Raw genomic sequence first — 23,534 nt, 5'->3', positions numbered from 1 at the left:
AAGAGTTCAGGCTGCGAGAGCGACCGCACAGCTCGTGGCGCCCAGCCTGTCGGGCGATGTTTCTCCGGGCATGGTCGCCCAACCGCCTGTCTCAATGAACTGCCGCTTCTTGTAGCTGTCGGTCAGGGCTTTGAACTCGACAAGCTTGGCGGCGGCATCGGGCGCTGCGTTGAAGCGATCGACGCAGACGGCCGAGGCCAGTTTGCCGCGCGCTACATCGCCGGCCGTTGCCACCAACGAGCGCGAGGTGCCGCCTGTCACCCATCCGCCCCAGTTGAAACCGATGATCAGTGTGGCGATGAGGGTTACCGCGCATGCCCAGAAAAGCGTGGATTTGGCCGGCTGGTAGTCTTCCCATCGACGCGCGAGAGATGGCTTGCTGCTTTGTCTGGACACGGAACAGTTCCTTCCTGAATTGGCGTTGGAATCGGTCGCCCGGCCGGTCGCGGACTGGCCGGAATTTCATGGGAATTTCTTCTGGACCCGGCATACGCGGCCGCTGCCCCTGTATAGGCGCGTTGGCACTCGATAGATAGGAGTGCCAAAAATTATTCGTACGACGCTATGAAATATCGAAAAGTATTGTTTTGCGGAATCGTTTCCAAATTTTCAAGAATCAAAAATATTTCAAAAGTTTGAATTTTAACAGCCGAGTGCCTATTTTATCGAACAAGTTCGTTCTCACGATTTCAAGCGCAAGGGAGATTTGGCGATGGCCGATGGCAGTCAAAGTATCATGGAAAAAGCTGAAGCCCGCTTCGTCGACAAGCAGAAAAAGACGGCGGAGCGAAACAAGGCGACCGCCGAATATATGTCCGAGGCCAAGGCCCGGATCATCAAGACGGCAAGGCTGCGCGAATTGCGGCTGGCCAAGGAAGAGGCCGATCGCGTGGCGGAGGCCCTGAACCCGACGCCGAAGAAGAAGCGGGTTGTCAAGAAGGTCGCCGCAACGGAGTTCAAGTCATGAGCCTCACATTCCCCAATCGCAGCCGCAGCTATGACGCGGCGGGTCGGCGCATCCGATTTGTCGGCCATGACGGCATGTTCCAGATTTCCTTCTCGGTCGCTGCGGATGCCATGTCGAAGATGCGGCCCGAAACCGCAGCCGACGAGGCCGGCTATCTCGCCGCCTTCGATACGGCCAGCAGCGCCATATACGACGTCGCCAGGACGGCCTACGACCGCACCCGCAAGAGCATGTATGTGCTGACCGCGGCTGATTTTCGCTAACTGGGTCGCGCGCGGCTCCCCGAAGACGAGTTGCTTGGCGGCGCATGCCGCGGACACCATTATCGATACCAACTCGCCGCACCAGCTCGATATCCCGATGGCTCCGGGCATCATCGATTTCGCCCGCGGCCACGCCCTTTCCTGTTCCAGTTCGGGCCGCCGCCACCGCCGGCGTACTCGACGACTTCATCGCGCGCCGCACCGAAGAGGGCGGGGCGCTGCCGGTATCTTGAGGCTCAGTGCAGCAGCGAGACCGCTTTGCGCGAGTAGGTGGTGTCGCTGACCTGGCCGAGCATGAAGGCTGCCACGTCGGCGCGCGCCATGGTCGGCAGCAGCGACGCTGCGTGGATGCCGTTGTCGTGGCGGAGCCGGCCGGTTGCCGCGCCATTGCTGAGTTTGGGCGGCCGCACAATGGTCCAGTCTAGTCCGGACTGGACGATGAGGCGTTCCTTCGCCTCGTGATCCGCCACTTCATGGCGCAGCAGGAGCGGCACGACGATGCCGCCGAGCAGCGGGCCCAACTGCCGCCGGCTGTCGCGGACGCCAAGGAAGGATTGATAGATCAGCCGGGCCGGTCCGGTCCGCTGCATGGCATCGACGATGAAGCCGATGCCGGCAACCACGGCCGGGTCGTGCTTCAGCGGCATGCCGGCGCCGAGAGAGCTGAACACGGCATCATGTCCGGCAACCGCGCGCTCCACCGCCTGCCAGTCGGCGACATCGCCGACAACCACCCGCAGATTTTTGTGGTTGATCGCAAGCTTGTCCAGCGTGCGAACGAAGGCACTCACCGCATGGCCCTCTGCCAGCGCCGCCTGGACAAGGACGCGTCCCGTCGCGCCCGAGACGCCGAAGATCAGCAGTTTCATGGTCACATTCCGCCTTGTTCGGCGGGCAAAGGCCACCTGCGCCGGTCTCCTGAGCGACGCGACCCGTCGCAGCGGAAAGTCTTATTCCGGAGATGGTGAGCGGCCATCATCCTGGCATGAGGCGCTGATTCGCGCCTTGCACCGAATTGCCGTCATCTGGCGAAATGTCCATAACGCGGCTACGCTGTACGGCAGATATGTCATGCCGCGACGGGCGAGGGAGAAAACGATGACGGCGCCCGGCGATTTGCTGCAGGCCTTGTTCCTGAGATTGAAGAGCGATGCGTCGCTGTCGGCGCTGCTGGGCGGCGCCGGATTGCTCGAGCAGGCGACCGACAACGCCGCCTTCCCCCATGTGACCTGCGGCCACACCAGCGCTTTCGACCTGGACACCGGCGCCGACAACGACGCCGATCAGCTTGTAACGCTGCATGTCTGGTCGAAAGCCCATGGCGGAGCCGAGACGCGTGTCATCATGGACACCATCGAGGCGCGCCTTGCCGACGCGGCGCTGGCCATCGGTCCGCATGGCTTGACGCGGTTGTCACTGGAATTCGCCGAGGCTCGCTATGACGAGGATCTCGCGGTCCACCACGGGCTGCTGCGCTTTCGCGCCATCACGCAGGAAAACGCCTGACGCGCTTTCAATATCGGCGAAACGGAGGCTAGAGCGGTTCATCGTTTCACGGAGATGCAGAACCGCTCTATCTCTTTGTTTTGACGCAATTCCGGACGGAAAACCGTTTCACACTTTTCCTGGAATTGCTCTCGACTGGACTTTCGCTGACTTCACCGGGTCGGGCGGTGGAATCTCAGCTTGATTGTCTCGCGTTGCAGGGGTGTGGCGGGCATGGTTTTTCGGGCGTTCATTTCACGTTCAGCACCGATGCGTTACAACGCTGACCATGAAAACGCTTCGCTCCCATTTCCGAACCGCGACGCTGGCGCTTGCCGCGGCCGGCCTGATTGCGTCGCAGGCGACGGCAATGCCGGTCGTCGCACCCGGCGACCCGCAGCCGCTCGTGCTGGCTGCGTCGGACTGCTATGCGATCGGTCAGCAGGTTGCCGAGCAGAATGGCGGCACGCTGGCCAAGGCCTCTCAGACGACTCGCGGCGGCCAGGCAGTCTGTGTCATCGTCGTGCTGGTGCCGGGCAAGGACGGTCAGCGTCCGCGCCGCTCCGAAATCGTCGTTCCGCTGAACTGACCCAACCTTCCATCTTACAGGCCTCCGTTTCCCAGGCCGCCGGAATCGGCCTATACCTGACCCCGGATCCGTCAACAGGTTCTAACCGTCATGCGCGTGCTCGTCGTCGAAGATGACAAGGATCTCAACCGGCAGATAGCTGATGCGCTGGTCGATGCCGGCTATGTCGTCGACCGCGCCTTCGACGGCGAGGAAGGGCATTTCCTCGGCGACACCGAACCTTACGACGCGGTTGTCCTCGACATCGGCCTGCCGCAGATGGACGGCATCAGCGTCGTCGAGCGCTGGCGCCGCGGCGGCCGCAAGATGCCGGTGCTGATCCTGACGGCGCGCGACCGCTGGAGTGACAAAGTGTCCGGCATCGATGCCGGCGCCGACGATTATGTCACCAAGCCGTTCCATATCGAGGAGGTGCTGGCGCGGGTGCGGGCGCTTATCCGCCGCGCCGCCGGCCATGCCTCTTCGGAATTGACCTGCGGGCCGCTGCGCCTCGACACCAAGGCCTCCAAGGCCGATGTCGACGGCCAGCCGCTGAAGCTGACCTCGCATGAATTCCGGCTGCTGGCCTATCTGATGCACCATATGGGCGAGGTCGTGTCGCGCACCGAGCTGGTCGAGCATCTCTACGACCAGGATTTCGATCGCGACTCAAACACCATCGAGGTCTTCGTCGGCCGGCTTCGCAAGAAGATGGGCATCGACATGATCGAAACCGTGCGCGGCATGGGCTACCGCATGCGTGAGCCGGAGGCGTAAGGCGGAACCTCTTCCTGCAAATCTGGTCGTCTCCAAGACGCTTTCGGCGCGGTTCTGGCCACGCTCGCTGGCGTTTCGCGTCATAGCCTTCTCGACCCTGTGGGCGATCCTGACGCTGGTCGTCATCTTCACCCTCATCACCACGCTCTACCGCCAGGCCAGCGAGCGCGGCTTCGACAGCCTGCTTTCGGCGCATCTGTTTAACCTGATCGGCTCGGTCGGCGTTTCCGAAAGCGGCCAACTGACCGGCGCCCCGGACCTCGGCGACCTGCGCTTTTCCGAACCGAATTCGGGCTGGTATTGGTCGGTTGAACCGGCCTCCGAGGGCGTGCATGGCGAACTGCACTCCTCCTCGATGACCAAGGCGATTCTTTCGCCGAGCGTCGCCGAGGTTCCCTTCAACGCCAGCTTCCAGCGCAGCTATGGCACCGAAGGCATCCATGGCGAGGAGCTGGAGGTGTTCGAAAGCGAATTCGTCCTCGATGCTAAGAACCGCGCCGCGCGCTTTCGCGTCATGGGCAACCAGACCGAGTTGGAGCAGGAGATTGCCAGCTTCCAGCGCCGGCTCTTGACCTATCTGTCGCTGTTCGGCGTCGGCATGATCGCCATCAACGCCTTCGCCATCCTGATCGGCCTGCAGCCCTTGCGCCGCGTCCGCAACGCGCTCGCCATGGTGCGCGAGGGCACGGCGCAGCGGCTCGACGGCAGTTTTCCGGCCGAGATCGAGCCGCTGGCCAACGAGACCAACGCGCTGATCGAGAACAACAAGCGCATCGTCGAGCGTTCGCGCACGCAGGTCGGCAATCTCGCCCATTCGCTGAAGACGCCGCTGGCCGTGCTCATCAACGAGGGACGGGCGCTCGGCGGCGCCAAGGGCCAGCTCATCACCGAGCAGGCCGCCTCGATGCAAAAGCAGGTCGACCACTATCTGCAGCGGGCGCGTGTCGCCGCCCAACGCGACAGCGTCGTCTACCGCACGCCAGTGGCGCCCTTGGTTCAACGCATGGTGCGCGTGCTGCAAAAGCTCAACCCGCGGACAACCCTCACGCTTTCGCTGCCGGCCACCGACATCATCTTTGGCGGCGAGCGCGAGGACCTGGAGGAATTGCTCGGCAATCTCCTCGACAACGCCATGAAATGGGCCAAGGGCGCGGTCGCCGTGTCTGTCTCGCCTGTCCCCGGCAAGGACACCAATTTGTTCGAGATCGCCATTGAGGATGACGGTCCGGGCATTCCAGAGGACAAGGCGCGCGAGGCGTTGAAGCGCGGACGGCGCCTCGACGAGACCAAGCCGGGCACAGGGCTCGGCCTTGCCATTGTCGCCGACCTCGTCAACGAGTATGGAGGCAGTCTGGCGCTGGAACGCTCCGCCATGGGCGGGTTGAAGGCGGCGGTGCGGTTGCGGAGCCTTCATTGATGCTTTCCAGGGTCAGTCGACATCGACGGACGGTGCGTGTTATGGCGGCATGTCGATTGGTCCCGAAGTGCTGGGCTGCGGCCAAATTTCCGACAAATATCAACACTATGGCCATGCCGACTTCTCCGATGGCGCGGCCCCAAGCTCATCCTGCTCGAGAAATCCGGTTGTTGGCATGAAGATTCGCGTCGCGCTCCTTTCCGCACTGCTCGCCGTTTCCGGCTGTGGGACGTTGGGCAAAGGCGGCCCTGGCGCGGCGATCACGCCGGCGCCTGCCGCCACGCCTCCGGCCGGCAGCAAGGTGGCAACGACGATCATTTCGGCCATGGGCGGCGGCCTTGTCGGCGGATCGATCGGCTCCGGCCTGAGCGATGCCGACAAGCGCAAGGCGCTGGAAGCCGAGTACAAGGCGCTCGAATACACGGCGAGCGGCCAGAAGGTTACATGGAAGAGCGACAGTTCGGGCCGTTCCGGAGAAGTCGTCGCCGCTCAGCCCTACCGGGTCGGCTCGCAGGATTGCCGGCAATACACCCATACGGTGTTCAACGGCACCGCCGGCGCCACCGCGCGCGGCACCGCCTGCCGCAATGCCGACGGCAGCTGGACGCCGCTGACCTGATCAATGCATGTCGCCCAAACGTGCGCAGCGGTTTTGGGATAACGACATGCATCAAGAGGAAGCCGGATCGGGTTTCAGACCCGATCCGGTTGACATCGGTCAAGGACAGACGGCGCACGTGCCGTCAAAGCGTCGCAGGATGCCCATGTTGGCAGGGCAGGGCTCTGCCGGTATTGGATGAAAGATGCTGTTCTGGGTCATAGCCGCAATCCTCACGCTGGGCGCCAGCCTGGCCGTGCTGTTGCCGCTGGCCGGCGGCCCGAAGGGCGCGTCGCAAGCGGGGGATCACGACCTCGAAGTCTATCGCGACCAGCTGTCCGAGCTTGACCGCGACGTGGCGCGTGGCCTGATCCAGCCGGCCGAGGCCGAGGAGGCGCGTGCCGAGATCGGCCGCCGTATCCTGCGCCTGGGCGCTGTCGGCAAGGCCGACGCGGCGGCGCCGCGGCGGCCGTCGGTGGCGACAAGGCTGGTGGCGACAGTGGCGGTGCTGGCGGTTCCGCTGGTCAGCTGGGGGCTTTACATCAAGCTAGGCTCGCCCGATTTGCCCTCGCAGCCGCTCAGCATGCGGCTCGCCAAGAATCCCGCCGACTCCTCTGTGGACGAGCTGGTGGCGCGCGCCGAGGCGCATCTGGCCGCCAACCCTTCCGATGGCCGCGGCTGGGACGTGCTGGCGCCGGTCTATCTGCGGCTGCAGCGCTATTCCGACGCGGTGAGCGCCTATCGCAACGCCATCCGCCTCGACGGCGAAAGCGCCGCCCGCCAGGCCGGCCTCGGCGAGGCGATCGCCAACGCCGCCGGCGGTATCGTCTCGGCCGAGGCGCAGGACGCCTTCGAGGCGGCGCTGAAGCTCGATCCGGCCAATCCGAAGGCGAGCTTCTATCTGGCGATGGGCCTGGCGCAGGAAGGCCGTGCTGCGGAGGCGACGGCGGCCTGGCAGAAAATGCTCGGCACGCTGCCGTCGGAATCGCCTTGGCGCCGCGCCGTCGAGCAGGCACTCGCGCAAAACGCGAACAGGGCCGTCGCCCCAGCAGGGACGCCCGCCAACGGCCCGGATGCACAGGCGGTCGAGGCGGCGCAGTCGATGTCGCCTCAAGACCGCCAGGCGATGATCGAAACCATGGTCGCCGGGCTTGATGAGAAGCTCAAACAAAACCCGCGCGACACGGAAGGATGGATGCGGCTCATTCGTTCCTATGTCGTGCTTGGCAAGGCCGACCAGGCGCGCGATGCGCTGACCCGCGGCATTGCCGTCTTTGGTGTCGACAGCGAGGAAGCCAGGAAATTCACCGCCTTTGCCGCCTCGCTCGGCCTGACGGCGACGGAGTAGTAATGACGCGCAAGCAGAAGAGACTGTCGGTGATCGTCGCGGGGCTGGCTTTCCTTGGTGCCGCCACGGGTCTCACCTTCTACGCGCTCGGCCAGAAGGCCTCCTATTTCTACATGCCCGGCGATCTCGCCACGGCAACCGTCCAGCCCGGCCAGCGCATCAGGCTGGGCGGCCTCGTCGAGAAGGGTACGATCGAGCGCGGGCAGGGTGCGACCGTCGCCTTTTCGGTGACCGACAAGCAGAAATCGGTCAAGGTCACCTATACCGGCATCCTGCCTGACCTGTTCCGCGAGGAGCAGGGCGTCATCACGGAGGGCAGCTTCGGTCCGGACGGCGTCTTCGTCGCCGATAGCGTGCTGGCCAAGCATGACGAGCGCTACATGCCCAAGGAAGTCGCCGACGGGCTCAAGGCCAAGGGTGTGTGGCAGGAGAGCAAGAGTGAGTAACGCGCTTGGTTGAAACCGGACATTTCGCCCTCGTCCTCACCTTTGCGCTGTCGCTGGTGCAGATGCTGGTGCCCCTCTATGGCGCGCGCGCCGGCAACCAGAAGATGATGGCGGTCGGCGGCCCGGTGGCGGTGACCGGCTTCGCGCTTACAGCGCTTTCTTTTGCGGCGCTGGCAACCGCCTATGCAAGCTCCGACTTCTCGGTGGCGAGCGTGTGGGAAAACTCGCATTCGCTGCAGCCGCTGATCTACAAGATCACCGGAACCTGGGGCAATCACGAAGGCTCGATGCTGCTCTGGGTGCTGATCCTGACCTTCTTCGGCGCCCTTGTCGCCGTCTTCGGCGCCAACCTTCCGGCAACGCTCAAGGCCAATGTGCTGGCCGTGCAGGGCGCAATCGGCGCCGCCTTCTTCCTGTTCATCCTGGCGACCTCCAATCCCTTCACCCGGCTCAATCCGGCCCCGATCGAGGGCCGCGATCTCAACCCGGTGCTGCAGGATCTCGGCCTCGCAATTCATCCGCCGCTGCTCTATCTCGGCTATGTCGGCTTCTCGATCTGCTTTTCCTTCTCGGTCGCCGCCCTCATCGAGGGCCGTATCGACGCGTCCTGGGCGCGCTGGGTCAGGCCATGGACGCTGGTCGCCTGGATGTTCCTCACCGGCGGCATCGCCATGGGCTCCTATTGGGCCTACTACGAGCTTGGCTGGGGCGGCTTCTGGTTCTGGGATCCGGTCGAGAACGCCTCCTTCATGCCATGGCTGGCGGGCACGGCGCTGCTGCATTCGGCCATCGTCATGGAAAAGCGTTCGGCGCTGAAGATCTGGACGCTGCTGCTCGCCATCCTCACCTTCTCGCTGTCGCTGCTCGGCACCTTCCTGGTGCGCTCCGGCGTGCTGACCTCGGTACATGCCTTCGCCACCGACCCGACACGTGGTGTCTTCATCCTCTGCATCCTGACGCTGTTCATCGGCGGCTCGCTGGCGCTGTTCGCCTTGCGCGCCTCGAGGCTGACGGCCGGCGGCCTGTTTCATCCGATCTCGCGCGAAGGTGCGCTCGTCCTCAACAATCTGTTCCTCACCACCGCCACCGCCACCGTTCTGGTCGGCACGCTCTATCCGCTGGCGCTCGAAGCCGTCACCGGCGGCAAGATCTCGGTCGGCGCGCCGTTCTTCGACCTGACATTCGGTCCCCTGATGTTGCCGCTCTTGGCGATCGTGCCGTTCGGGCCGCTGCTTGCCTGGAAGCGCGGCGATGTCTTCGCCGCCGCACAACGCCTGATGGCGGCCTTTGCCGCCGCACTTGCCGCCATGCTGGTGACGGGCCTGTTCGTCGATGGCGCCTCGGTGTTCGCAGCCCTTGGCGTCGGCCTCGCCGTCTGGCTGGTCTGCGGCGCGCTCACCGATCTCGCCGTCAAATCAGGCTTCGGCTCGGTGACGCCTGCCATCATGCTGCGACGCTTCGCCGGCCTGCCGCGCTCGGTGTTCGGCACCGCGCTCGCCCATCTCGGCCTTGGCCTGACCCTGCTCGGAATCGTCGGCACGCTCAGCTTCGGCACCGAGAAGATCCTGTCCATGCATGCCGGCGAGACCGTCGAACTGTCCGGCAACACGCTGCGCTTCGAAGGGCTCTACCCGGCGCAGGGGCCGAACTACAGCGAGGATCGCGGCCGCTTCGTCGTCATCGGCGCCGACGGCAATGCCAAGGGCGAAATAAGCTCGGCCAAGCGCTTCTTTCCGGTGCGCCAGACGACGACGACCGAATCCGGCATCAGGACTGTTTGGTTCAGCCAGCTTTATCTTTCGTTGGGCGACGAGGGCAATGACGGCTCCGTCGTCGTCAGGCTGTGGTGGAAGCCGCTGGTGACGCTGATCTGGGGTGGCGGCCTGGTGATGATGGCGGGTGCTGCAATGTCGCTGATGGACCGCCGCCTGCGCGTCGGCGCGCCGTCGCGCCGCAAGAAACTCGTGCCTTCCGCGAGTTTGTCATGACGGGCAGGGCTCGGCTTGCCTCGCTGGTGCTGTTGCTGGCCTTGCTGTTCGCCGGCAACGCCTTCGCGGTGAAGCCGGACGAGGTGCTCTCGGATCCGGCGCTGGAGGCGAGGGCGCGAACCCTGTCGGAGGGGCTGCGTTGCATGGTCTGCCAGAACCAGTCGATCGACGAATCCGACGCCGATCTCGCCCGCGACCTGCGCATCCTGGTGCGTCAGCGGCTCGTCGCCGGCGACACCGACCAGCAGGTGATGGATTACATCGTTTCGCGCTACGGCGAGTTCGTGCTGCTGAAGCCGCGCTTCAGCCTGCGCAATGCGCTTCTGTGGGGCACGCCGGTGCTTTTGCTCCTGGCCGGCGGGATGTTCATCGTGCTCGCGGCGCGATCGCGACGTTCGACGGCAACGGACGCCCTGACCGCCGAGGAGCAGGCGGCGCTGGACAAGATGCTGCGCCAAGACTGACCCGGCCAACATTACAAAAGTTTCATGCACTGGAAATGGCGCCGTAATGTGCGCCTCTCTATTCCTCTCGCCTGAGGATGTCCTGGCCAAGCCGCATCCAATCAAAAGAGGATACGAGACCCATGAATATTGCCCCCAATTCATATTCCCGCACCCGCAAGCGCCTTCTGGCCGCCGTTGCCTCGCTGGCTGTTGCCGGCGCGATCGGCTTTGGTGTCGTCACCACCGGAACGGCTCCCGTCCTGGCCGACGCCGTGCGTGTCGAGGCGCCGCAGGTCACCGGCTTCGCCGACATCGTCGAGCGCGTCTCGCCGGCGGTGGTCAGCGTCAAGGTCAAGGCCAAGATCGAGCCGGCGGCCGATGACGGTTCCGATCAGTCGGACGACCAGGACGGCATGAACAACCTGCCCGACAATCCGCAGCTGCGCCGCTTTTTCAAGGAATTCCGTGGCTTTGGCGATCAGGGCGGCCAGTTCGGCAACCGCCGCTTCAGCCACCGCGACCACAACAACGACCAGCCCCGCCCGGTGGCGCAAGGCTCCGGCTTCTTCATCTCCGATGACGGCTATCTCGTCACCAACAACCATGTGGTCGAGGAAGGTTCGGCCTTCACCGTGGTGATGAATGACGGCAAGGAGCTCGACGCCAAACTGATCGGCACCGACCCGCGCACCGATCTCGCCGTGCTCAAGGTCGATGGTGTCGGCAAATTCACCTATGTCGACTTCGCCGACGATTCCAAGGTCCGCGTCGGCGACTGGGTGGTGGCCGTCGGCAACCCGTTCGGCCTCGGCGGCACCGTCACCGCCGGCATCGTCTCGGCCCGCGGCCGCGACATCGGCGCCGGACCTTATGACGACTTCCTGCAGATCGATGCCTCGGTCAACCGCGGCAATTCGGGCGGCCCGACCTTCAACCTCAACGGCCAGGTCGTCGGCATCAACACCGCGATCTTCTCGCCCTCGGGCGGCAGCGTCGGCATCGCTTTCGACATCCCGGCTTCGACCGCCAAGCAGGTCGTCGAAGACCTGATGAAGAACGGCTCCGTCCAGCGCGGCTGGCTCGGCATCGAGATCCAGCCGGTCACGTCCGACATCGCCGAGTCGCTCGGGCTGAAGTCCGAGAAGGGCGCGCTGGTGTCGAGCGCGCAGGACGACGGCCCCGGCAAGAAGGCCGGCATCACCGCCGGCGATGTCATCACCCAGGTCGACGGCAAGGACGTCGCTTCGCCCAAGGAACTCGCCCGTCTGATCGGCGCCTACTCGCCTGGCAAGCCGGTTGATGTCACCGTGTGGCGTGACGGCAAGAGCGAGACCATCAAGGTCGACCTCGGCAAGCTGCCGGCAAGCGACAAGCAGGCCTCGGCCGATCAGCAGCAGCCCGCAGCTCCGGCAAAGCCCGACACGCTGGCCGATCTTGGCCTCACCGTCACCAAGTCCGAAAAGGGCCAGGGGCTGGTGGTGACCGATGTCGACCCGGACAGCGCCGCCGCCGATCGCGGCATCCAGCCCGGCGATGTTATCACCTCGGTCAATTCGGTGGAGGTGATCGGAACCGACGATGTCACCAAGGCCATGGCCGACGCGGTGAAGTCGGGCCGCAAGGCGGTGCTGATGCAGATCACCCGCGACGACTCGAACCGCTTCGTCGCCCTGCCTGTCGCCAAGGGCTGACGTTCCAGAACTTTTCCGGTGCGGCGGTTTCAACACCCCCGAGCCGCCGCACGGGAAAGCACGGGGCCTGAATGCGTTAGTCAGTCATCGTGTTCCGCCCCCGGCGGCAGCGGGCTTCCCATCGCCCGCTGCCGCTTAACCTCAAAGGCCATGATGCCCATGTCGGCCGCCACTCAAACTTCCAGCGAAATCGCGTATAACGGCTCTATGAAGATTCTTGTCATAGAAGACGATCGCGAGGCCGCGGACTACCTTGAGAAAGCCTTTGCCGAGGCCGGGCACACCGCCCATGTCGCCGGCGACGGCGAGACCGGCTTCACGCTTGCCGATGCCGGCGACTATGACGTCATGGTGGTCGACCGCATGCTGCCGCGCCGCGACGGCCTGTCGGTCATCGCCGGCCTGCGTTCGCGCGGCAACACCACGCCGGTGCTGATCCTGTCGGCGCTGGGCGAGGTCGACGACCGCGTCACCGGCCTGCGCGCCGGCGGCGACGACTATCTGACCAAGCCCTATGCCTTTTCCGAGCTGCTCGCCCGCGTCGAGGTGCTGAATCGCCGTGCCAGCGCCCGCGAAGCCGAAACCGTCTACCGGGTCGGCGATCTCGAGCTCGACCGTCTCTCGCATTCGGTCCGTCGCGCCGCGCGCGAAATCACGCTGCAGCCGCGCGAATTCCGCCTGCTCGAATATCTGATGCGCCACGCCGGCCAGGTGGTGACCCGCACCATGCTGCTCGAGAATGTCTGGGACTACCATTTCGATCCGCAGACCAACGTCATCGACGTCCATGTCTCGCGGCTGCGCGGCAAGATCGAAAAAGGCTTCGACAAGCCGATCCTGCATACGGTTCGCGGCGCCGGCTACATGCTGAAGAGCGGCTGAACCCAGCATGGCCCTGTCCCTGCCGGCCATCATGAGGACGACGGCGGCGCGGCTCTCGGCGCTCTATTTCCTGCTTTTCGCGCTCTGCGCCGTGCTGCTGGTCTTATACATGACCTCGCTGTCGGCGCGCATGCTGACCGCGCAGACGCAGGAGACCATCAATGACGAGGTGCTCGGCCTTGCCCGCGCCTATCAGCGCGGCGGGCTGCCGGTTCTGGTCCGCGTGGTCGAGGCCCGCTCCCGACAGCCCGGCGCCAACCTCTATCTGATCGCCGACACCAACGGCCAGATCCTGACCGGCAATGTGCAGAGTCTGGAGCCTGGGGTGATCGAGACCGAAGGCTGGACGACGGAGCCGTTCTCCTACCGGCGCTTCGGCGAGGGCGAGCTCGAACGGCAGCGCAATACTGCCGCCGACCAGAACGAGACGCAGTCTGGCCAGAACGAAGTCCAGGCCGAAGGCGAGAAGGGCCACAACGCGATTGCGCTGGTGCTGCGCCTGCCCAACCAGATGATCATGCTGGTCGGCCGCGACCTCGGCGAGCCCGAGCGGTTCCGCGCCGTCATACGCCGCTCTCTGATGCTGGCGCTGGGCATGATGGGGCTCGGCGGGCTGTTGATCTGGTTCTTCGTCGGGCGCGCGGCGCTGAAGCGCATCGACAGCGTCTCCGAAGCCAGCCGCCGCATCATGGGCGGCGATCTGTCCGGGCGCCTGCCGGTCACCGGCGCCGGCGACGAATTCGACCGCCTGTCCGAAAACCTCAATGCCATGCTGGCCAGGATTGCCACGCTGAACGAAGGGCTGAAGCAGGTTTCGGACAACATCGCCCACGACCTGAAGACACCGCTGACAAGACTGCGCAACCGCGCCGAGGCGACGCTTTCCGGCAAGCAAAAGACCACTGATTACCGGCAGGCGCTGGAAGGCACGATTGCCGAGTCGGAGCAGCTGATAAAGACCTTCAACGCCATCCTGATGATCTCCAGGCTGGAGGCGGGTTATTCCTCCGAGAGCACCAGCCGCGTCGATCTCGCCGCTGCCGTGCGCGACGTCGTCGAACTCTATGAGCCAGTTGCCGAGGAGGCGGGAGTGACGTTGGAGAGCTCGGTCGAGGGTGATTTTGCCGTCAACGGCAATCGCGAACTGATCGGCCAGGCGCTGTCGAACATCGTCGACAATGCGATCAAGTACTCGACCGACGCGACCGGCAAGCCCGCGGTGCGCGTGGCGCTCGGGCGCGTCGGCGGCGAAATCAGGCTTTCGGTCACCGACAACGGCCAGGGCATTCCCGACGATGCCGACCGCGCCCGCGCGACCGAACGTTTCGTGCGGCTGGAAAAGAGCCGCTCGCAGCCGGGGTCGGGCCTGGGCCTCAGCCTCGCCAAGGCAATCATGACTTTCCATAGCGGCAGGCTTGATCTTTTACCCGCCAATCCCGGATTGTCCGTGGTCATGGGTTTTCCCGCACGGGAGGACCATTGATGGCCGCGAGGAAGCCTGTGCAGCGGATCGAGACTGAATGGCGTCTGCAACCGGTGGCAAGGCTTTTGCCGCTGGATGAAAACCGCGCCCGGCGTGAACTGTCGGAGATCGCTGACGCCGCCGAGGAAGAGGGCCTGCCCCGGCTGACGAAATTCCTGGCAGCCGAGGGTACCGTTCAGGATCTGCTCGCCGCGGTCTTCGATCTGTCGCCGTTCCTGCGTGATGTGGCGCGCCGCCGGCCCGGGATTCTCGATCAGCTGTTCGACGCCGATGTCGAGGCGCGGCTGATGGCGATTGGCGAGGCAATCGGCAAGGCGGCGTTTACCGATTCCGGTTCGGAAACGAGCCTGATGATGGAACTGCGGCAGTGGAAGGCCGAGGCGCATTTCCTGATCGCGCTCGCCGATCTCGCCGGCGAGGCCGAGCCCGCGCTGACGGTGCGCCGCCTCAGCGACCTCGCTGACGCCTGCGCCCGTGCCGCCGTCGACTTCCTGCTTCGCGATGCGCACGGGCAAGGCAAGCTCAAATTGCCCGATCCCGAAATGCCGGCGCTGCAATCGGGCTGGATCCTGCTCGGCATGGGCAAGCTTGGCGCGCATGAACTGAACTTTTCGTCCGACATCGATCTCGTCGTCTTCTTCGATCCGGAGGCGCCCGCTGTCGTCGATCCGCTCGATGCCACGGAGTTGTTTTCACGCTTGACCCGCCGCCTGGTGCGCATCCTGCAGGACCGCACCGAGCACGGCTATGTCTTCCGCACCGATCTGAGACTCCGCCCCGACCCCGGCTCGACACCGCTGGCGATCCCGGTCGAGGCCGCCCTTCACTACTACGAGGGGCGCGGCCAGAACTGGGAGCGCGCCGCCATGATCAAGGCGCGCCCGGTGGCCGGCGATCTCGCCGCCGGCGCTACCTTCCTGAAGGAGTTGCAGCCCTATGTCTGGCGCAAATACATGGACTACGCGGCGATCGCCGACGTCCATTCCATCAAGCGCCAGATCCACGCCCACAAGGGCCACGGCGAGATCGCGGTCAAGGGCCACAACGTCAAGCTCGGCCGTGGCGGCATCCGCGAGATCGAGTTCTTCGTCCAGACGCAGCAGCTCATCGCCGGCGGCCGCTTTCCGGAGCTGCGCGGTCGCGAGACGGTGCCGATGCTGGGCGAGCTCGCCGCGCGCGGCTGGATCACCGCCGATGCGCGCGATGCACTGACCCGGCAATACTGGTTCCTGCGCCGCGTCGAGCATGCCATCCAGATGGTCGCCGACGAGCAGACGCATATCCTGCCCGACAGCGACGAGGGGCTGGAGCGCATTGCCCGCATGCTGGGCTTTGCCGATGCCAAGACCTTTTCCGAAGCCTTTCGTGCGTCGCTGCAACAGGTCGAGCGCCACTACGCGGCGCTGTTCGAAACCGCGCCGGAACTGTCGGCCGGCGTCGGCAATCTGGTCTTTACCGGTGATGTCGACGATCCCGACACGCTGCAGACCTTGCATCGCCTCGGCTTCCAGCGGCCGAGCGACATCTGCCGCGTCATCCGCGGCTGGCATTTCGGCCGCTATCGCGTCACCCAGTCGGCGGAAGCGCGCGAGCGGCTGACCGAGCTGACGCCGGCGCTGCTAAAGGGGTTCGGCCAGACGCGGCGGGCCGACGAGGCGGTGATGCGCTTCGACGAATTCCTCGCCGGACTGCCGGCCGGCATCCAGCTGTTTTCGCTGCTGCAGTCCAACCCGGCGCTGCTGAAATTGATGGCGACGATCATGGGCGCGGCACCCAGGCTTGCCGCCATCATCACCCGGCGGCCGCATGTCTTCGACGGCCTGCTCGACCCGGCTCTGCTCAATGAATTGCCAAACCGCGCCTATCTGTCGGCGCGGCTTGCCGCCTTCATCGAAGGCGACCGCGCCTATGAGGACGTGCTCGACCGCCTACGCATCTTCGCCTCCGAGCAGAAGTTCCTGATCGGGGTCAGGCTGCTCGCCGGCGCGATCGATCCGGCCCGCGCCGGCCGCGCCTTTTCCGACCTCGCCGATCTCACCATCGAGGCCGCTCTGCAGGCCGTCATGGCCGAGTTCGCGCTGCGCCACGGCCGGATCGCCGGGGCCAGGGTAGCGCTGCTCGGCATGGGCAAGCTCGGCAGCCGTGAATTGACGGCGGGCTCCGACGTCGACCTCATCCTGCTCTACGACCACGACGCCGATGCCGAAGAGTCCGACGGCCACAAGGCGCTCGCCCCATCCCACTACTACACCAGGATGACACAGCGGCTGATCGCCGCCGTCTCGGCGCCGACGGCGGAAGGTGTCCTCTACGAACTCGACCTGCGCTTGCGTCCCTCCGGCAACAAGGGGCCGGTTGCCACCCATGTCGATGCCTTCAAAAAGTACCAGCGCCAGGATGCCTGGACCTGGGAGCACATGGCGCTAGCGAGAGCGCGCGCCATCGGCGGCGATGCGGCACTCCGCGCCGAGGTCGAGGCCGAGGTGGCCGCCGTGCTTGCCTTGCCGCGCGATGTCGCCAAGGTGATGGCCGAGGCTTCGGAGATGCGGGCGCTGATCGAGAAGGAGAAGCCGCCGCGCGATCGCTGGGACATCAAGCTGATCCCCGGCGGGCTCATCGACCTCGAATTCATCGCCCAGGTGGCTGTGATATCAGGCCATGTCGAGGCCGGCCGCAGGGTAACCGCGACAGCCGAGATCCTGGCGCGGCTGGCGCCGGATTTCGCCGGCGCTGACATCAGGCAGGAGCTATGCGATGCCTACCAGCTTTATCTGGCGCTGACCCAGATGATCAGGCTCTGCCTCACCGGCGTCTTCGAACGCGACGACGTTCCGCCGGGTCTGTCCGATCTGCTTCTGGCGGTCACCGACCTGCCGGATTTCGGTGTGCTGGAAGCACACCTCAAGGAGACGTCGCGAAAGGTCAGAAAGGATTTCGACCTTTTGCTTCGTGTGGGACAGCCGCAACAACGAGCGGCGGTTCCCGATCGCATCGGGGGTGACGATGCAACAGGAGAAGACCAATGAGAAAGTCGACCAAACTTGCCCTCGCTTTCGCAGCCCTTGCCGGCGCCGTCGGCACCACGGCCTATGCCGAAAACAATGCCAGCGCCAAAATGCGCGACGACATGATGATGCGCCTCGACAAGGCGATGAAGGATTCAGACGGCACCATCACCTTCGACCAGTTTTCCGACGCCATGAACGCACGGCTGAAGAAGATGGTCGCCGACAATGGCGGCAAGCTCACCGTCGCCCAGCTCGCCGATGCGCTGGAGAAGGCACGCTTCGAGCGCATGGCCAAGCGCATCATCGAACGCTACGACACCAGGGGCGACGGCACGCTGACCACCGACGACATCACCAGCCGCGAGAAGAAGGTCTTCGCCATGCTGGACAGGAACAATGACGGCAAGATCGAGAAGAGCGAGCTGCCGAAGGGCGGCCGTTTTGCCCGTCACCGCCTATGGGACGGTAACGACGAAGGCGGGATGCAGTGACCCGGATACCGGCTCCGGCGGCGCAAGCCGCCGGCGCTTGTGGGAAGATAGGCCGACTGCGATGACCAAAACCGATCTCGCCAATATCTACCGCGACTACATCGCCTGCCTGAACATCAGGATTGGTCGAAGCTCGTGCAGTTCGTTGACGACCAAGCGATCCACAATGCCCGGCGGATCGGCTTGTCGGGTTATCGCGAAATGCTGGAGAGCGACTTCGAGCAAATTAGAGACCTTCATTTCAACGTCCGTATGCTGATTTCCGACCTGCCCTATGTCGCGAGCCGGATTGCATTCGACTGCACGCCAAGGGGAAGGTTCCTTGGCCTGGACGTAGACGGCAGGAGAGTGTCTTTCGCGGAGAACGTGATCTACGAATTTCGCGGCGGAAAGATCGTGGAAGTGTGGTCGGTTATAGACAAGACCGCCATCGAAGCCCAGCTTTAGGCCGCCACCTTTACCGGCGTCGCCTTCTTGACCGGGATGCGCACCGACACGATGGTGCCGACGCCTTCGGTCGAACGGATCTTCAATGCGCCGCCCTGCAGCTCGGCCAGCGAGCGCGAGATGGCCAGCCCAAGGCCGGATCCCGCGTGGTTCTTGGAAAACTGGTTCTGCACCTGTTCGAACGGCCGGCCGAGCTTGCCCAGCGCTTCCTTGGGGATGCCACAGCCATTGTCCTCGATGGTCAGCACCAGCGCACCTGAAGTGTTGCGCGCCCTGACCGAAATGTGGCCGCCCTGTCCGGTGAATTTTACCGCGTTGGACAACAGGTTGATGACGATCTGCTTGATCGCGCGGCGGTCGGCGTAGAGCCGCATCGAATCGGCGATACGGGTTTCCACCGCGATCGATTTCTCGGCCGCCTGCAGCGAGACGACTCGCACGGTCTCCTTGATCAGCGGGCAGAGGTCGATCTCCTCGCGGTCCACCGAGAACTGGCCGGCCTCGATCTTCGACATGTCGAGTATATCGTTGATGACGCCGAGCAGATATTTGCCGCTGCCGTTGATGTCGGTGGCATACTCCTCGTAGCGCGGCGAGCCGAGCGGCCCGAACAGGCCCTGTTCCATCAGTTCAGAAAAGCCGATGATGGCGTTGAGCGGCGTGCGCAATTCGTGAGACATGTTGGCCAGGAATTCGGATTTGGCCCGGTTGGCCGCCTCGGCGCGTTCGGTCTCCTTCATGTATTTGCGATTGAGATCGACGAGTTCTCGCGCCCGCTCCTCTTCCGCCCGGCGGGCGAGGCTGAGATCGTGGATCGTCGCCATCAGCCGGCGTTCGCTGTCGACCAGCTTTTCCTGGTGCAGCTTGATCTGGGTGATGTCGGAACCGACCGAGACGGTGCCGCCATCCCTGGTCCTGAGTTCGTTGACCTGCAGCCAGCGACCGTCGGCAAGCTGCCGTTCCAGCGTCACGCCGCCTTGCGGTCCGTTGCTGTTGGCCAGCCTGCGCTCCGAGGCGAAGGCCAACATGCGCTCTTCCAGCGCCGTGCGCGCCGCGCCTGGCATCACGTCGCGGTCCGAAAGGCCGTTGTCCTTCTGGAATTTGGAATTGCACATGATCAGGTGCTCGGAGGCATCCCACAGCACGAAGGATTCGTTGATGTTCTCGATCGCCGTCCTGAGGCGCAGGTCCGCGGCTTCCGAGCGCAGCGCCAGATGCCGCTGTTCGGTGACGTCGACGGCGATGCCGATCAGCTGGATCTCGGGCGCTTCGGGGTCGATCACCTGGGCCCTGGCGCGCATCCACACCCATTGCCCGTCGGCATGGCGCATGCGGAACACCTGGTCGATATGGTCGATCTCGCGCTCGACGATGCGGTTGGCAAGTTCGAACAGGTCGCCATCCTCGGGATGGATGATCTCGTCGACTTCGCCGAACGACAGCATCGTGTCGCAGGGCTCGTAGCCCAGCATGTCGTACATCGAGCGGGACCAGTACATCTTGCCGCGCACCATGTCCCAGTCCCACAGGCCGCAGCGGCCGCGCACCAGCGCCATGTCGATGCGCTGGTGTGCTTCGAGGTAGATGCGGTCGGCGGCCTGCGCCCGCGCCGCCTGGCCGAAATAGGCATAGAGGATGATGATCAGCACGCCTGCCGTCAGCACGAACAGCGTGACGTTGAGCGATACGGTCTTGCGCCAGCTGTCGAAGACCGCTTCCTGCGGCACCAGCACGGCGGCCGCATTCTTGCGGCTCGCCGTCAGGCTCACCGCCGCATACCAGTCCTGTCCGGCGATGCTGACGTTCATGACGCCGGCGCGCTCGCCGAACATGAACAGCGGCTGGCCGCCCTGGACAAGGCTGTCGAGCGAGCGTCCCTGCCAGCCGGTCGACAGCGGCGATACGGCAATGATCTTGAAGGCGCCGTCGGTGACGGCAAGCACATGGCTTCGGCCCATGGCGCCCAGCCGGCCGGCATTCTCCAAGAGGTCCAGCGCGCCGGTGGAGGCGGCGTTGGGATCGGCGGCAATCGCGCTCGCCATCTGGCCCGCCGCCAGCGAAAGGATGGCCTTGGTGTCCCGCTCCACCTCGTCGCGCTCGTTCATCAGCGACAGGCAGCGCAGCGCCGCGATGACGATCAGGAACAGGATGATGAGGGCCGGGATCGAACGGCGCAGCAAGGGCTCGGCTGCCAAGAGCCGCCGGTAGGCGGGTTCAGCGATCAGCCGCGTGTTGCCCGCAAGACCGTCGCCCCGCGCCTCACGCCGCTCAAAAGCCGTCCCTCCGGGCGCGCCCCACGCGTCCGCCTTGGCCATAAATGGCTACTCCCCGAATTCCCTGTGCTTGACGACCCGGCAACACCGCACGTCCGAATCGTCAGTAAGGAATCAAAGGTGATTCGCCTTGTCCAGAGGCGCGGCCAAAAAAGATTAAAAATCGACTAAAATAATGCCAAAGCTGCGATCTCTTTCCCCTTGAGGGGAGGGATCATGCCAGCGTCCGCTCCACAATGTCGCGCAGATCGGCCGACAGGTTCTCCGCACCGGCGATCGTCAGCAGCGCCTCCCTGGCCTTGGCCTGCCGCACAGGCTCGAGCGAGCGCCATGAGCGCAGCGCCGTTGCCAGCCTGGCCGCCACTTGCGGGTTGCGCTTTTCGACCTCGAGCACCGTCTCGGCAAAGAAACGGTAGCCTTCGCCGTCGGGGCGGTGGAAGCCGGTCTGGTTGGCGCTGGAGAACGTGCCGACCAGCGAGCGCACCCGGTTCGGATTGGCCATCGAGAATCCCGCATGCTTCGTCAGGGCGCGCACCGTCTCGACGGTTTGCGGCCCAGGCACGCCGGCCTGGACCTGGAACCATTTGTCCATCACCAATGCGTCGCTGCCATATTTCGTCTCGAAATCGGCCAGGGCCTTCGCCGCCGCCGGCGAACCGCGATGGCGGTGCGCAAGCACGGTCAGCGCAGCGGCGCGGTCGGTCATGTTGGTGGCGGAGCGGAAATGTCGGGCTGCGAGTTCGGTGCCTTCCGGCAGCAGCGCCAGATAGTCGAGCAGGATGTTGCGCAGCGACCGCCGCCCGGCACTCGCCGCGTCCGGGCTGAACGGCCCCTTGTCGGCAAGGCGGTCGTAGAGGCTCGAGAAGGCTTGCCCGTTGGCCTTGGCGATCGCCAGCGCCAGCGCCTCGCGGGCGGTTAAGATCGCATCCGGGTCGATGCCCTTGCCGATGTCGCGGGCGATGTCGGCTTCGCCGGGAAGCGCCAGCGCCAGCGCCCGGTAGGCCGGCTCCAGCGCCTCGTCGGCGGCGATCTTGCCGGCAAGCTCGCTCAGCCGCGCCGTGTAGACCGGCTCTTTGCCGCCGAGGATCTGGCGGAAGGCTGCAATCAGTGCGTCGGTCAATAGCGTGTTGAACGCTTGCCAGCGCGAGAAACTGTCGCTGTCATGGCCGGCCAGGAAGAACTGGTCGTCGGCCTTCTGCTCGACCGAAAGCGTGATCGGCGCGGAGAAGCCGCGGTTGAGCGACACCGCCGGGCGCTCGGCCACGCCCGAGAAGCGCACAACCTGCCGGCGCTTGCGGATATGGATGACGCCGTCCTCGACGGTGGCGCCCTCGACGCCGTCATAGGTGACCGGTCTGCCGTCGGCGCCGACCAGGCCGAAGGCCAGCGGAATGTGCATCAGCCGCTTGCGGCTCTCCGACGGCGTCGGCGGCACCGACTGTTCGATCTCCAGCGTGAACTCGCGCGCCGCCGGATTGTGCGTCGAACTCACCGTCAGGTTCGGGGTGCCGGCCTGATGGTACCAGAGCGCAAACTGCGACAGGTCACGCCCGGAGACATCCTCGAACACTTTCAGGAAATCCTCGATCGTCGCCGCCTCGCCGTCATGGCGCTCGAAATAGAGATCCATGCCGGCGCGGAAGGCCTCAGCGCCGAGGATGGTGCGGATCATGCGCACCACTTCCGAGCCTTTTTCGTAGACGGTCGCCGTGTAGAAATTGTTGATCTCGCGGTAGCGGCGCGGCCGCACCGGATGCGCCAGCGGCCCCTGGTCCTCGGGGAATTGATGCGCGCGCAAGGTGCGCACCTCGGCGATGCGCTTCACCGCCCGCGAGCGCTGGTCGGCGGAGAATTCGTGGTCCCGAAAGACCGTCAGCCCTTCCTTCAGGCAAAGCTGGAACCAGTCGCGGCAAGTGATTCTGTTGCCTGTCCAATTGTGGAAATATTCATGCGCGATGATTGCCTCGATATTGGCGAAGTCGGCATCGGTCGCGGTCTCCTCGTCGGCCAGCACATATTTGTCGTTGAAGATGTTGAGGCCCTTGTTCTCCATCGCCCCCATGTTGAAGTCGGAGACGGCGACGATGTTGAAGACGTCGAGGTCGTACTCGCGCCCGAAGGCTTCTTCATCCCATTTCATCGACCGCTTCAGCGCATCCATGGCGTAGCCGGCGAGCCACTCCTTGCCGGGCTCGACATAGATGCCGAGCTCGACCGTGCGGCCGGATAGGGTGACGAAGCTGTCGGCGACCTTGCCCAGCGCGCCCGCCACCAGCGCGAACAGATAGGACGGCTTGGGGAAGGGATCGTGCCAGACCGCATAGTGCCAGCCGTCGGCAAGGTCGCCGCTGCCGGCCGGGTTGCCATTGGACAGAAGCAGCGGCGCCTCGTCCAGCTTTGCCTCGATGCGCACCGTGTAGACCGACAATATGTCGGGACGGTCGAGGAAATAGGTGATGCGCCGAAAGCCCTCGGCCTCGCATTGGGTGCAGTAGACAGAGCTGGAGCGATAGAGCCCCATCAGCGTTTCGTTGCCAGCCGGCGCGACTTCGGTCTCGATCAGCAACTGGAAGCGGGGCGCCGCCGGCGGCTGGGAAATTGTCAGTTGATCCGGTGTCGCCAGGAAATCCGCGGGCTGAAGCTCGCGGCCGTCGATGGCGACACGGATGAGCGTCAGCCCATCGCCATCCAGAACCAGCGGCGCGGATGCCACGACGCCGTCACGACGTTCGATCGTCAGGGTTGCGGTGACGCGGGTCGCCTCCGGGGAAAGGCGGAAAACAAGGCTGGTTTCCAAAATGAGATAGTCGCTGGGGCGATAGTCTTCGAGCTTGAAGACATGGCCGGTATCGGTGCGCATTCCCTTGGGTTTCCCGTCGATTTGCGTGGCGGAAAGTGTGTCCGCTGGTCCAAAAAGTTTGAAGTCCGCGCTCTTTACACGAAACGGTCACTCGAC

At 64.7% G+C, this 23,534-nt stretch carries 20 protein-coding genes and 1 pseudogene; 17 read left to right on the top strand and 4 right to left on the bottom strand.

Annotated elements, in window-relative coordinates:
- Positions 1–6 precede the first annotated feature (6 nt).
- Complete coding sequence (locus tag AC1RUK_RS18365; RefSeq protein WP_481834489.1) at positions 7–396, bottom strand: hypothetical protein; 390 nt, start codon at positions 394–396, stop codon at positions 7–9.
- 316 nt (positions 397–712) lie between these two features.
- Between AC1RUK_RS18365 and AC1RUK_RS18360 the strand changes: the two genes are divergently transcribed.
- Positions 713–967: a hypothetical protein gene (locus AC1RUK_RS18360; protein ID WP_436171685.1), complete on the top strand. Its 255-nt coding sequence runs from the start codon at positions 713–715 to the stop codon at positions 965–967.
- On the top strand, positions 964–1,230 hold the full coding sequence (locus AC1RUK_RS18355) for a DUF1488 family protein (protein WP_192183447.1): 267 nt from the start codon (positions 964–966) through the stop codon (positions 1,228–1,230). The genes AC1RUK_RS18360 and AC1RUK_RS18355 overlap by 4 nt, the downstream gene beginning before the upstream one ends.
- A gap of 236 nt (positions 1,231–1,466) precedes the next feature.
- Here AC1RUK_RS18355 and AC1RUK_RS18350 read toward each other — a convergent pair whose 3' ends face one another.
- Positions 1,467–2,099: an NAD(P)-dependent oxidoreductase gene (locus AC1RUK_RS18350; RefSeq protein ID WP_481834490.1), complete on the bottom strand. Its 633-nt coding sequence runs from the start codon at positions 2,097–2,099 to the stop codon at positions 1,467–1,469.
- 229 nt (positions 2,100–2,328) lie between these two features.
- On the opposite strand from AC1RUK_RS18350, the gene AC1RUK_RS18345 reads away from it, so the two are divergent.
- The 15 genes and pseudogenes from AC1RUK_RS18345 (at position 2,329) to AC1RUK_RS18275 (ending at position 18,305) form a co-directional block, all read left to right on the top strand.
- The gene (locus tag AC1RUK_RS18345; protein WP_436171688.1) at positions 2,329–2,736 is read left to right on the top strand and encodes a DUF3168 domain-containing protein; all 408 of its coding nucleotides are present in this window, start codon (positions 2,329–2,331) and stop codon (positions 2,734–2,736) included.
- 268 nt (positions 2,737–3,004) lie between these two features.
- The gene (locus AC1RUK_RS18340; RefSeq protein ID WP_481834491.1) at positions 3,005–3,304 is read left to right on the top strand and encodes a hypothetical protein; all 300 of its coding nucleotides are present in this window, start codon (positions 3,005–3,007) and stop codon (positions 3,302–3,304) included.
- 90 nt (positions 3,305–3,394) lie between these two features.
- Complete coding sequence (locus tag AC1RUK_RS18335; RefSeq protein WP_006199718.1) at positions 3,395–4,060, top strand: response regulator transcription factor; 666 nt, start codon at positions 3,395–3,397, stop codon at positions 4,058–4,060.
- Positions 4,044–5,477: an ATP-binding protein gene (locus tag AC1RUK_RS18330; protein ID WP_481834492.1), complete on the top strand. Its 1,434-nt coding sequence runs from the start codon at positions 4,044–4,046 to the stop codon at positions 5,475–5,477. The genes AC1RUK_RS18335 and AC1RUK_RS18330 overlap by 17 nt, the downstream gene beginning before the upstream one ends.
- 175 nt (positions 5,478–5,652) lie before the next feature.
- On the top strand, positions 5,653–6,096 hold the full coding sequence (locus AC1RUK_RS18325; protein ID WP_436171692.1) for an RT0821/Lpp0805 family surface protein: 444 nt from the start codon (positions 5,653–5,655) through the stop codon (positions 6,094–6,096).
- A gap of 184 nt (positions 6,097–6,280) precedes the next feature.
- On the top strand, positions 6,281–7,423 hold the full coding sequence (gene ccmI, locus AC1RUK_RS18320; RefSeq protein WP_481834493.1) for a c-type cytochrome biogenesis protein CcmI: 1,143 nt from the start codon (positions 6,281–6,283) through the stop codon (positions 7,421–7,423).
- A 2-nt stretch (positions 7,424–7,425) separates the two neighbouring features.
- The gene (ccmE, locus tag AC1RUK_RS18315) at positions 7,426–7,869 is read left to right on the top strand and encodes a cytochrome c maturation protein CcmE (RefSeq protein ID WP_120016928.1); all 444 of its coding nucleotides are present in this window, start codon (positions 7,426–7,428) and stop codon (positions 7,867–7,869) included.
- Positions 7,870–7,874: 5 nt separating this feature from the next.
- Positions 7,875–9,857 carry a heme lyase CcmF/NrfE family subunit gene (locus AC1RUK_RS18310; protein WP_481834494.1) on the top strand — a complete coding sequence of 661 codons (1,983 nt, stop codon included), beginning with the start codon at positions 7,875–7,877 and terminating at the stop codon, positions 9,855–9,857.
- A complete protein-coding gene (locus AC1RUK_RS18305; RefSeq protein WP_481834495.1) occupies positions 9,854–10,321 on the top strand; it encodes a cytochrome c-type biogenesis protein in 468 nt (155 codons plus the stop codon). The genes AC1RUK_RS18310 and AC1RUK_RS18305 overlap by 4 nt, the downstream gene beginning before the upstream one ends.
- A gap of 122 nt (positions 10,322–10,443) precedes the next feature.
- A complete protein-coding gene (locus AC1RUK_RS18300; protein ID WP_481834496.1) occupies positions 10,444–11,994 on the top strand; it encodes a Do family serine endopeptidase in 1,551 nt (516 codons plus the stop codon).
- A gap of 207 nt (positions 11,995–12,201) precedes the next feature.
- Positions 12,202–12,876 (top strand): response regulator transcription factor, encoded by a 675-nt coding sequence (locus AC1RUK_RS18295; protein ID WP_006199726.1) that lies wholly within the window; start codon positions 12,202–12,204, stop codon positions 12,874–12,876.
- 7 nt (positions 12,877–12,883) lie between these two features.
- Positions 12,884–14,359: a sensor histidine kinase gene (locus AC1RUK_RS18290; protein WP_481834497.1), complete on the top strand. Its 1,476-nt coding sequence runs from the start codon at positions 12,884–12,886 to the stop codon at positions 14,357–14,359.
- On the top strand, positions 14,359–17,385 hold the full coding sequence (locus AC1RUK_RS18285) for a bifunctional [glutamine synthetase] adenylyltransferase/[glutamine synthetase]-adenylyl-L-tyrosine phosphorylase (RefSeq protein ID WP_481840077.1): 3,027 nt from the start codon (positions 14,359–14,361) through the stop codon (positions 17,383–17,385). Before AC1RUK_RS18290 ends, AC1RUK_RS18285 begins: the two co-directional genes overlap by 1 nt.
- Positions 17,382–17,858, top strand: a complete 477-nt coding sequence (locus AC1RUK_RS18280; RefSeq protein ID WP_481834499.1) for an EF-hand domain-containing protein — start codon at positions 17,382–17,384, stop codon at positions 17,856–17,858. Before AC1RUK_RS18285 ends, AC1RUK_RS18280 begins: the two co-directional genes overlap by 4 nt.
- 61 nt (positions 17,859–17,919) lie before the next feature.
- Positions 17,920–18,305: pseudogene (locus AC1RUK_RS18275) on the top strand (ester cyclase).
- Here the strand turns inward: AC1RUK_RS18275 and AC1RUK_RS18270 are convergent.
- Together AC1RUK_RS18270 and pepN are read right to left on the bottom strand one after the other, a co-directional pair.
- Entirely contained in the window at positions 18,302–20,620 is a 2,319-nt protein-coding gene (locus tag AC1RUK_RS18270; protein WP_481834500.1) for a PAS domain-containing sensor histidine kinase, read from the bottom strand. The pseudogene AC1RUK_RS18275 and the gene AC1RUK_RS18270 overlap by 4 nt on opposite strands.
- A gap of 172 nt (positions 20,621–20,792) precedes the next feature.
- Positions 20,793–23,438 carry an aminopeptidase N gene (pepN, locus tag AC1RUK_RS18265; protein WP_481834501.1) on the bottom strand — a complete coding sequence of 882 codons (2,646 nt, stop codon included), beginning with the start codon at positions 23,436–23,438 and terminating at the stop codon, positions 20,793–20,795.
- Positions 23,439–23,534 lie beyond the last annotated feature (96 nt).

This window comes from Mesorhizobium monacense, from assembly GCF_056781675.1.
This window is presented reverse-complemented; position numbering and strand designations above follow the sequence as displayed.